Genomic DNA, 9,682 nt, shown 5'->3' on the forward strand with positions numbered 1-9,682 from the left:
CGGGGAGTGAGCGTCGGTGAACGACGCCGGTGGCGAGTGATCGCCCGCAGCCGTGAGTGCGTCCGACCGGCCGTCGCCGCCGTCGACCCCGGCGATTTTACTTCCTCAGTCTCCTCGTGAGAGCCGTGACTCACGAAATCGAACTCCTGGGGAGCGGCCCCGCGGCCGCCGCCGCGGAAGCGGCCTTCGAGGACGTCGACGCGCGAGTCGTCGCCGACGCCGACGACCCGGCGCTGACCGTCGCCGTCGTCCCAGCGGGAGCCGACGCTGTGGAGTCGATCGACGAGCGATCGGCCCGACTGGTGCTGGTCGAGGTCGGCGGGGTCGGTGGCCGCGCGGTCGAGTCGATCGACGCCGCGGTCTCCGCGTTCGGCCCCGGCGGCGCTCGCTTCGCCGACCTCGCCGCACGCGTCGCGGCGACGACAGATTCGGCCGACTCGCCCTCCGGCGACCGGAGCGCCGTGCGCCTCGCCGGCGCGGTCGCTGGTCGCCGCGCGGTCGCGCTGCTCGCCGGCGACGCGGACGTGGCCGGAACCGTCGCCGAGATCGCCGGAACCGGCGTCGTCGCCGAGCGGCGGATCCTCCCCGTCCCGTCGCCCGAATCGCGCGACCGGGCGGTCCGACGCGACCACCGCGAGGTCGACCTCGACGACTCGCTGGCCCGCGCGGAGCGCGCGCTCGACGAGCGGACCGGCATCGTCTCGCAGGTCGGCGAGCGAGAGTCGTTCCCGGTGCCGTACTACCTCGCGCAGACGGCCGACACGACCGGATTCAGCGACGCGCGGGCCGCCGAACTCGCCGCCGGCGTCGACCCCGACTGGGACGCGGCGTTCATGAAGGCGCTCGGAGAGGGACTGGAACGCTACTGCGCGGGCGTCTACCGCCGCGCGGAGTTCACCGTCGCCCCCGAGCGGACCCGCGCGCGGCCGGTGTCGCCCGCGCGGTTCGTCCGGCCCGACGACTACCCCGACCCCGATCCGGAGACGCCGATCCCGTGGGTCGAGGGCGTCGACCTCCGAGCCGACGAGTCGGCGTCGCTTCCGGCGGAGTTCGTCCACTACCCGCCGCCCGAAGAGCGGTTCAAACCGGCGATCACGACGGGGTTGGGATTGGGCAACTCCGGCGTCGAGGCCCTGCTCTCGGGGCTCTACGAGGTGATCGAGCGCGACGCCACGATGCTCGCGTGGTACTCCTCGTTCGAGCCGCTGGCGCTGTCGGTGTCGGACGCGCGATTCGCGGCGCTGGAAAAGCGCGCCCGCGCGGAGGACCTGTCGGTCACGACGCTGTTGGTCACGCAGGACGTCGACGTGCCGGTCGTGGCGGCGGCCGTCCACCGCGACGGCGAGTGGCCGCGGTTCGCCGTCGGTTCGGGCGCGTCGCTCGACCCCGTCGACGCCGCGGGCTCGGCGCTCGCGGAGGCGCTCCAGAACTGGATGGAACTGCGGGCGATGGGCCCCGAGCAGTCGGCCGAGGAGGGCGGCGCGATCGGCGAGTACGCGGACTTTCCCGAAACCGCCCGAGCGTTCGTCGACGCCGACGCGACCGTCCCGGCGGAGACGGTCGGCCCGGATGCGGTCCCGACGGGCGAGGCGGAACTCGCGGCGGTGCTGGAGCGTCTCGCCGACGCCGGACTCGACGCCTACGCCGCCCGGACGACGACCGCGGACGTCGACGCACTCGGGTTCGAGGCGGTCCGCGCGCTCGTGCCCGAGGCCCAGCCGCTCTTTCAGGGCGAGCCGTTCTTCGGCGAGCGGGCGCGGACGGTTCCGGCGTCGCTGGGGTTCGAGCCCGAACTCGATCGGGCGTATCACCCGTACCCGTGAGCCGACGGGCCCGCGGGCGCTAACGGAAGGGCTAACAGCCGACACGGTCGCTCCACGCGGCGACGTGTCGGACTCCCGCGGACCGCCGCGTGGTCGGGGTCACACGATACCGTCGGTGGCCGCGTTCCGGTACAAAAAGGCTCGGAGGCTCAGACGCCGAACGCCGCGCGGGAAGTCACACGCCGAACGTCGCGCGGAGCATATCCCGCGTCCCGGGGCCGAGACCCACCGCGAGCACGGCCACGAGCAGCAACATCGTGTAGCGCGGGCTCTCCTCGAAGATCTCGTCCTCGAAGACCCAGATCACGAACGTCGCGGCGACGAGTTTCACGACGAGGAACGGCCATGTGTCGCCCGTGACCGCCAGTACCGAGGCGGGGAGTACCGACCCCGTGACGTCGACGACGAACTGGTTGACCGGGTGCTTCGGGATCAGGTTCGCGCCGGCTCCGAGCGCCGGCATCCAGTCGAGCCCGACGACGTTGGCGACGCCGTCGACCGCGTGCCCCCAGAGGATGACGAATCCGATTTTCCGGGTTCCCGCGTTCACGCCGGGCGCGAAGCGCTCGATGAGAACCCACGTCGCGCCCGCGGCGACGGTCGCGCCGAGGAGGACGACCACCGAGACCTGCGGGTAGAACTCGACTCCCTCCGCTCCGACGAGCACGAGCCAGAACAGGTACGCGAGCGTGGCCAGCAGCGCGACCGATCCCATCCCGAACAGCGCGTAGTCGTATCGTTCGATGACCCCCGCTCGGGCGGCCCAGACGGCGGCGACGACCGCGACGAGCGTGATCGCGAAGACGGTGAAGTAGATGATCGGGCTGATGAAGAGCGTGTTCAGCGGATAGCTGATGAGCGCCTCCGCGGCCGGCACGGCGTCGTTGGCGTCCTCGACGACCCGGAGGGCCCCGCCGAAGAAGACGAACGGGAGGAGCGCGTAGAAGAACTCCCGGTCGGTTCCGAGGTCCAGGCGTCGCAGGAGGAAGACGACCCCGAGGAGGGCCACGAGCAGCGTGACCATGTAGCCGACCTCGGAGACGAGCGTGTAGCCGGGATACGCGACCGGTTCGGCGGCGTTCGCACAGGCCCCCGTGTTGTAGATGTACTCGACGGTACTGCCCGGTCGGATCGCACACACTGCCGAGTTGGCGTCCGCCTGCACGGGCCCCCAAAAGTAGTGCCAGATGAACCCGTCGTAGAGACCTCAGGGAAGGCAAGCGCGCCGACGACGAGCGCGGCGAGCGCGGTCAGCACCCCGCCCGCCCAGAGCCGCTCGGGTGCGACGCCGACGCGTTCGGCGACTGTTGACATAGAGGAAACGCGGAGGGCGGTCGTGTTGAGGATTCCGGTCTCCGCCAGGGGCCGTCTCGTCTCACTGACCGAACTCCGGCCGGCGGCCCGGCTCTCAGATCGGGAGCGCGCGGTCGTCGAGGTCGGTCGCGAGAATGACCATCGTCTGGGAGCGAGAGAACCCTTCGATCCGAGAGATCTCCTCGAACATCGCTTCGCGGAGGCCGTCGGTATCCTCGACGGTCAACCGCAGCAGCACGTCCCACTCCCCTGTCGTCAGGTGGATCTCCTGGACGGCCTCGATCTCTCTGAGCCGGTCGAGCGCGTCGTTTTCGCGGCCCTGCTCGATTCGAAGGCCGACGAACGCCGAGGTCCCGAGGCCGACCGACCGCGGATCGATCTGCGCGTGGTACCCCTCGATGACGCCCGCCTCTTCCATCCGACCGACTCGGTCGTGGACAGTCGCACTCGACATATCGATCCGTCTGGCGATCTCGCTGAACGGCGTCCGCGCGTCGGCCTGGAGGATGCGGAGGATTTCCCGATCCGTCTCGTCGAGGTCCATGCCGGTACTATCGGTACCGAGTGACTTGCGATTTGTGGGTCTATCACGAGGCCCGAGGCGATTCAGGAGTCGTCCTCGTCGATCTGTCGCGCCGCTTCGAGAAGCGTCTCGTGGACACGTCCGTTGGAGGCGACCAGACCCACGGAATCGTGCCGCCAGCGCTCGCCCGCGAGATCGGTCACGGTCCCGCCGGCGGCCCGGATCATCGCGACACCGGCGACGGTGTCCCACGGGAACGCCCGGAGATTCGTCACGAGGCCGTCGAGCGAGCCGTCGGCGACCGCCGCGAGTTCCGCCTGTGCGCAGCCCATCCGCCGGAGGTCGCCGAACCGGTCCGCAAGCGCCTGACAGGCGCGGCCGTACTGCCCGCGCTCGTCGAAGTTCCACCACATCGTCGGCGCGACGACGCACGCTTCGGGGTCGGACTTCGTCGAGACCGCCGCTCGGTCCCCGTTACGGTACGTCTCCTCGCCGTCGGTCCAGTAGCGGTCGTCCAGCACCGGGAAGTGCGACGCGCCCGCGACCGGTTCGCCGTCGCGGACTGCGGCGACCGCTGTCCCCCACAGGCGCATCCCGCGGACGTAGTTGCTCGTCCCGTCGATGGGGTCGACGATCCACGCCGGCCCGGATTCGGGCACCCGCTTCAGTTCGTCGTCCTCCTCGCCGACGACGGGGTCGTCGGCGAAGGCGGCCCGGAGTTCTTCGACGACCGCGGCCTGTGCGTCGCGGTCGGCCTGCGTCACGACGTCGGTCTTCTCGCCCTTCTGTTCGACGTCCATCGCGGTGCGGAACCGCTCGGCGGCGACGGTCGCACCGGCCTCTGCCGCGCGCCGGGCCACCGACGTTCGATCGGTCGATCCCGTCCGATCGGTCGTGTCCATACTGCAGAGCCAGTCGCCGACGGTCGTAAACGCACGGGTTCACCATCGGGTTGGCGGATCGCCGTTATTCTCCGCCGCAGAACATACCGGTTCATCGGTTGCCCACCGCGGCCGACCGGACTATTAACTCGATTCCGAGTCTGAGTACCTTTTAGTAATCACGGGCTGTTTGTACAGGTATGCGCCCGTCAGACGCGGCACGGCAGCTCCAATACGCGGTCGCCTCGCAGGCAGACACCTACGACTACGAGATTAGCTACTGGGAGGCACACGCCTACGAGGACGTCTTCGCGGAGGTCTCCGAGCGCGGGACGCTCTCGGACGTGATGAGCGTCGTCGAGGAACTCGGCGATCAGTTCGTCGACGGCACCCGTCCCTCGCCCGCCGAAGCCCGCGAGATCGCCGATGGCGTCCTCACGGCCGGCGGACGCCCGCTGACCGACGGCGGCGACGCCAACTGAACGCTGTCGACTGCGACGCGGGCTCTTTTCGTTTCGTTTTACGGACCTCGTCAGCTTCCGCCGTGAGCGCCGCCGCTCTCGAAAGTCGGTCGCGACAGTCGTTTCGAGCGGCGGCTACGCCGGCCGCAGGTGCTCGCAGTCACCGGCGTGGACGACGCGCTCGTCGCCGTCGTCGGTGCGGACGACCAGACTCCCCGGAAAACGCACGTCGACGGCCTCGCCCTCGACGGTGCCGCCGGGGGTTTCGACTCGCACGCGACGCCCGAGCGTCGCGGCGTGGTCGCGCCACGCGTCGAGGACCTCGCCGACGTCTGCGCCCTCGCCCGTCAGGCCGTGGATCGTTTCGAGGACGCGCTGGAGGAACAGCCGTCTGTCGACGTCGCCGACCTCCGCGCGGAGGCTCGTCGCCCCGGGCGGCAGCGCGTCGGCGTCGACGTTCGCGTTCACCCCGGGGCCGACGACGAGCCAGGAGACGCGGTCGGCCTCGCCCTCCATCTCGGTCAGGATGCCGCAGAGCTTCCGCTCCTCGCCGTCGTCGCCCGCGACGAGGACGTCGTTGGGCCACTTTATCCGCGCGTCGACGCCGACGTCCAGAGAGGCCTTCGCGACGGCGACGGCGGCCGCGAGCGTGAACAGCGGGATCTCGGCGGGCGGGCGATGCGGACGGAGGAGCAGACTCGCCCAGATCCCCCCGGAGGCGCGGCCCACTCCCGCGCCAGTCGTCCGCGGCCGCCGGTCTGTTCGTCGGCGACCACGACGACGTCCGCCTCGCCAGCCTCCGCGAGCTCCCGCGCGCGGCTGTTCGTGCTCGCGACCCGCTCGTGGTACTCGACCGCGTAGGGCGCGTCGAGGCCGAACTCGATGGCCGCCGCCCCGTACTCGGGGACGTCGACGACGCGGTAGCCGTCGTCGCCGCTCTCGATTTCGAAGCCCTCCTCGCGGAGCGCCTCGACCTGCTTCCAGACCGCCGCGCGCGACACGTCGAGTCGCTCGGCTAACTCCGGGCCCGGAACCGGTCCGTCGGCCAGCGCTCCCAACAGCGCCCGTCGCGTCTCGTTCATCGTGTCTCTCGAAGCTCGATCATCGGTCCATCGCTATTCGAGGACGACCAGCACGTCGTCTATATCGACGCTGTCGCCCTCGGCGACGAGCACCTGCGAGACGGTGCCGCCGCGCTCGGCGACGACGTCGTTCTCCATCTTCATCGCCTCGAGCACGCAGACGACGTCGCCGGCGGCGACGTCTTCGCCCTCCTCGACGTCGACCGAGAGGATCGTCCCCTGCATCTCCGCGGCGATCTGCTCGCCGTCGCCCTCGACGACGACCTCCTCGCCGTCGTCGGCCGCCTCGTCCGGTCGCGAGCGCGTCTGCGGGTTGCCGGAACCGCCGGCTGCACCCCCGCCGACCCCGTCGAGATCCGGAATCGGGGGCGCGCCGCGCTCCTCGAGGTTGACCTCGAAGCGCTTGCCGTTGACCTCGACGGTGAACTCCCGTTCTGTCACGTCGGCGTCGTCGGCGTCGTCGCCCTCCTCGCTCGTGTCGGCCGCGTCGTCGCCCCACTTTTCGACGGCGCGTTCGATCCGCGTCGGGTCGAGTTCCTCGTCGAGGTACTTGGTCGTGTGCTCGCCCGCGCGGAACGCCTCGTCGGTGATCATCAGCCGGTGGAACGGGACGATCGTCGTCACCCCGTCGATCTCGAACTCCGAGAGCGCCCGTTCGGAGCGGGCGAGACACTCGGTCCGGTCGCCGCCGGAGACGATCAGCTTCGCGATCATCGAGTCGTAGTCGCCGCCGATCTCGTCGCCCTGACGGACCGCGTCGTCGACGCGGACGCCGATGCCGCCCGGCGGGTCGTACGTTTCGAGGGTGCCGGTCGCGGGCGCGAACTCCGCGGCCGCGTTCTCGGCGTTGATCCGGTACTCGATGGCGTGGCCGTCGAATTCGACGTCGCCCTGCGCGAAGTCGAGTTCCTCGCCGGCGGCGACTCGTAGCTGCCACTTCACGACGTCGATGCCGGTGATCTCCTCGGTGACGGTGTGTTCGACCTGGATCCGGGTGTTGACCTCCATGAAGTAGAACTCCCCGTCTTCCACGAGGAACTCCACCGTCCCGGCGTTCGTGTAGTCGGCCGCGCTGACGCCGCGGCGGGCCGCCTCGCCGATCCGCTCGCGGAGGTCGCCGTCGAGCGCGGGCGAGGGCGCTTCCTCGATGACCTTCTGGTGGCGGCGCTGCAGCGAACAGTCGCGCTCGCCGAGGTGGCGGACGTTGCCGTGCTCGTCGGCGAGGATCTGCACCTCGATGTGCCGCGGCGATTCGAGGTACTTCTCGACGTACACGGACGAGTTGTCGAAGTACGCCTCGCCCTCGCGCTGGGCGGTCTCCAACTGCGCTTCGGCCTCGTCGGCGGAGTGGACGACTTTCAGGCCGCGCCCGCCGCCGCCGCCCTCGGCCTTGATCGCGACCGGGTAGCCGTACTCCTCGGCGATCTCTTTGACTTCCGCGGCGGATTCGACGGGCTCTGTCGTGCCCGGGACGACGGGGACGTCCGCCTCCTGCATCAGCGCGCGCGCCTTCGTCTTCTCTCCCAGGCGCTCCATCGCGTCGGCCGAGGGGCCGATCCACGTGATCTCCGTCTCCTCGACCTTCCGCGCGAACGTCGCGTTCTCCGCGAGGAAGCCGTATCCGGGGTGGATCGCCTCCGCGCCGGCCTTGCGCGCCGCCTCGATGATCGCCTCGTGGTCGAGATACGAGTCCGCCGCGCGCGCGGGCCCGACGTTGTACGCCTCGTCGGCGAACCGGACGTGGCCCGCGTGCTTGTCGGCGTCGCTGTAGACGGCGACGGTCCGCACGTCGAGGTCGCGGCACGCCCGCATCACCCGGAGGGCGATCTCTCCGCGGTTGGCGACGAGAACCTTGTTGAACATTTGCCGATGTGTTCTGAAACGCGCCACCTCTATCTGTCGGTTCTGCACGAAGGGGGATTCGACGATCGTCGTGAACGTGGTCGATGCACCGACCGTCAGCGACCACGGCGATCGAGGCGATCTTGCGGGCCTACTCGGTAGATTCCGCGGGTACCTCCCGCCAGCGGATCTCGTACTCCAGTTCGTAGCGCTCTTCGCCGGTCTCGGAGTCGGTGAGGCGCTCCAGTTCGACCTCGAACGTCGGCTCTTCGGGGATCGACGTCTCGACCTCCGCTCCGGCGTCCGTCAGCGTGACCGTTCCCGACTCGATCTCCGCGGCGGACGCGAGGAGCGCGTCGGCGATCTCCGCCCGCGTCTGTGTCGTCTCCGTCTTGAACAGTTGCTCTTCGGGCATACGCCAGATGACACCACAACGACACATATACCCAGTTACCGATTCCTTCGACGCGAGAACGAGGGTGTGTCGCGGCAGGTGAAGACAGGGAAACGAACGTTCACCAATTCGGACAAATTCACACAGACATCCTATTCTCGTCTCGCAGGCCGGACACCGGTGAACGTTCGTGAGATACGTCGGGAATCCAAACCGCCTTATGTGTGTGTCTCCCACGCCAACGGTAATGACAGTACGTGTCGGTATCCTCGGCGCAACGGGCGCAGTAGGACAGCGGTTCATCCAGCTCCTCGAAGACCATCCGACCTTCGAGCTCGCGGCGCTGACGGCGTCGGAGTCGAGCGCTGGAAAGAGCTACCGCGACGCCGCGAAGTGGCGCGTGAACACGCCGATTCCGGACGACGTCGCGGATATGACCGTCACCGCGACGGCGCCGGAGGAAGTTCCGGACGACGTCGACCTCCTCTTCTCGTCGCTGCCCTCCGGCGCGGCCGCCGAGGTCGAACCCGACTTCCTCGAGGCGGGCTACGTCGTCTCCTCGAACTCCTCGAACGACCGGATGGCCCCCGACGTGCCGCTCACGATCCCCGAGATCAACCCCGGCCACCTCGACCTGATCGAGGTCCAGCGCGACCAGCGCGGCTGGGACGGCGCGCTCGTGAAGAACCCGAACTGCTCGACGATCACGATGGTGCCGACGCTCGCGGCGCTGGATCAGTTCGGCCTCGAATCGGTGCAGGTCTCGACGCTGCAGGCGGTCTCCGGCGCGGGCTACTCCGGCGTCACCTCGATGGAGATCATCGACAACGCGCTCCCGCACATCAACGGCGAGGACGACAAGATGGAGACGGAGTCCCGAAAGCTGCTCGGCTCCTTCGACGGCGCGGAGCTCGAACTCCACGGGATGGACGTCGCCGCCTCGTGTAACCGCATCCCCACGCTCGACGGCCACTTGGAGAACGTCTTCGCCGAGACGAGCGAGGACGTGACGCCGGAGGACGCCGCCGCGGCGATGCGGGAGTACCCGAGCGCGGACCTCCCCTCCTCGCCCGATCAGCTCATCCACGTCTTCGAGGACTTCGACCGGCCGCAGCCCCGACTCGACCGCGAGCGCGGCGACGGGATGCAGATCTCCGCCGGCGGCCTGCAGGAGACGACGAACGGCGTGAAGTACAACTGCCTCGCGCACAACACGATCCGCGGCGCGGCCGGTGCCTCGGTCCTCAACGGCGAACTGCTCGTCGAAGAGGGCTGGGTATAGAACCCACCTTTTTATTCGGGGGTCCTCGGCGCTTCGCCGCCTCGAACCCCCGACAAAAACCTGGAGGGAAAAACGCCGCT

General features: G+C 69.4%; 7 protein-coding genes and 2 pseudogenes. 3 read left to right on the forward strand and 6 right to left on the reverse strand.

Features of this window, described 5'->3' with window-relative positions:
- Positions 1–125: 125 nt before the first annotated feature.
- Positions 126–1,823, forward strand: coding sequence for a YcaO-like family protein (locus ACP99_RS17430; protein WP_049987822.1), 1,698 nt, complete (start codon positions 126–128; stop codon positions 1,821–1,823).
- 175 nt (positions 1,824–1,998) lie between these two features.
- Here ACP99_RS17430 and ACP99_RS17435 read toward each other — a convergent pair.
- The 3 genes and pseudogenes from ACP99_RS17435 to ACP99_RS17445 form a co-directional block, all read right to left on the reverse strand.
- Positions 1,999–3,137: pseudogene (locus ACP99_RS17435) on the reverse strand (DUF63 family protein).
- A 94-nt stretch (positions 3,138–3,231) separates the two neighbouring features.
- Positions 3,232–3,681 carry an Lrp/AsnC family transcriptional regulator gene (locus ACP99_RS17440; RefSeq protein WP_049987816.1) on the reverse strand — a complete coding sequence of 150 codons (450 nt, stop codon included), beginning with the start codon at positions 3,679–3,681 and terminating at the stop codon, positions 3,232–3,234.
- Positions 3,682–3,743: 62 nt separating this feature from the next.
- The gene (locus ACP99_RS17445; protein WP_049987817.1) at positions 3,744–4,562 is read right to left on the reverse strand and encodes an inositol monophosphatase family protein; all 819 of its coding nucleotides are present in this window, start codon (positions 4,560–4,562) and stop codon (positions 3,744–3,746) included.
- Between the two features lie 179 nt (positions 4,563–4,741).
- On the opposite strand from ACP99_RS17445, the gene ACP99_RS17450 reads away from it, so the two are divergent.
- On the forward strand, positions 4,742–5,023 hold the full coding sequence (locus ACP99_RS17450; RefSeq protein ID WP_049987818.1) for a hypothetical protein: 282 nt from the start codon (positions 4,742–4,744) through the stop codon (positions 5,021–5,023).
- A 114-nt stretch (positions 5,024–5,137) separates the two neighbouring features.
- Here ACP99_RS17450 and ACP99_RS17455 read toward each other — a convergent pair.
- From ACP99_RS17455 to ACP99_RS17465, 3 genes and pseudogenes are all read right to left on the reverse strand, one after another.
- Positions 5,138–6,084, reverse strand: a pseudogene (locus ACP99_RS17455) (biotin--[acetyl-CoA-carboxylase] ligase).
- Between the two features lie 33 nt (positions 6,085–6,117).
- Positions 6,118–7,947: an acetyl-CoA carboxylase biotin carboxylase subunit gene (locus tag ACP99_RS17460; protein ID WP_049987819.1), complete on the reverse strand. Its 1,830-nt coding sequence runs from the start codon at positions 7,945–7,947 to the stop codon at positions 6,118–6,120.
- 130 nt (positions 7,948–8,077) lie between these two features.
- Positions 8,078–8,341, reverse strand: coding sequence for an amphi-Trp domain-containing protein (locus tag ACP99_RS17465; RefSeq protein WP_049987820.1), 264 nt, complete (start codon positions 8,339–8,341; stop codon positions 8,078–8,080).
- Between the two features lie 226 nt (positions 8,342–8,567).
- On the opposite strand from ACP99_RS17465, the gene asd reads away from it, so the two are divergent.
- Positions 8,568–9,602, forward strand: a complete 1,035-nt coding sequence (gene asd / locus ACP99_RS17470; protein ID WP_049987821.1) for an aspartate-semialdehyde dehydrogenase — start codon at positions 8,568–8,570, stop codon at positions 9,600–9,602.
- The last annotated feature ends 80 nt before the right edge of the window (positions 9,603–9,682 follow it).

This window comes from Halobellus rufus (assembly GCF_000739575.1).
Classification (GTDB): domain Archaea; phylum Halobacteriota; class Halobacteria; order Halobacteriales; family Haloferacaceae; genus Haloquadratum; species Haloquadratum rufum.

Excerpts from the sequence above, each read along its gene's own strand:
- ACP99_RS17440 (WP_049987816.1), bottom strand. The coding sequence starts at position 3,681 with ATGGACCTCGACGAGACGGATCGGGAAATCCTCCGCATCCTCCAGGCC.
- ACP99_RS17445 (WP_049987817.1), bottom strand. The coding sequence starts at position 4,562 with ATGGACACGACCGATCGGACGGGATCGACCGATCGAACGTCGGTGGCC.
- ACP99_RS17450 (WP_049987818.1), top strand. The coding sequence starts at position 4,742 with ATGCGCCCGTCAGACGCGGCACGGCAGCTCCAATACGCGGTCGCCTCG.
- ACP99_RS17460 (WP_049987819.1), bottom strand. The coding sequence starts at position 7,947 with ATGTTCAACAAGGTTCTCGTCGCCAACCGCGGAGAGATCGCCCTCCGG.
- ACP99_RS17465 (WP_049987820.1), bottom strand. The coding sequence starts at position 8,341 with ATGCCCGAAGAGCAACTGTTCAAGACGGAGACGACACAGACGCGGGCG.
- asd (WP_049987821.1), top strand. The coding sequence starts at position 8,568 with ATGACAGTACGTGTCGGTATCCTCGGCGCAACGGGCGCAGTAGGACAG.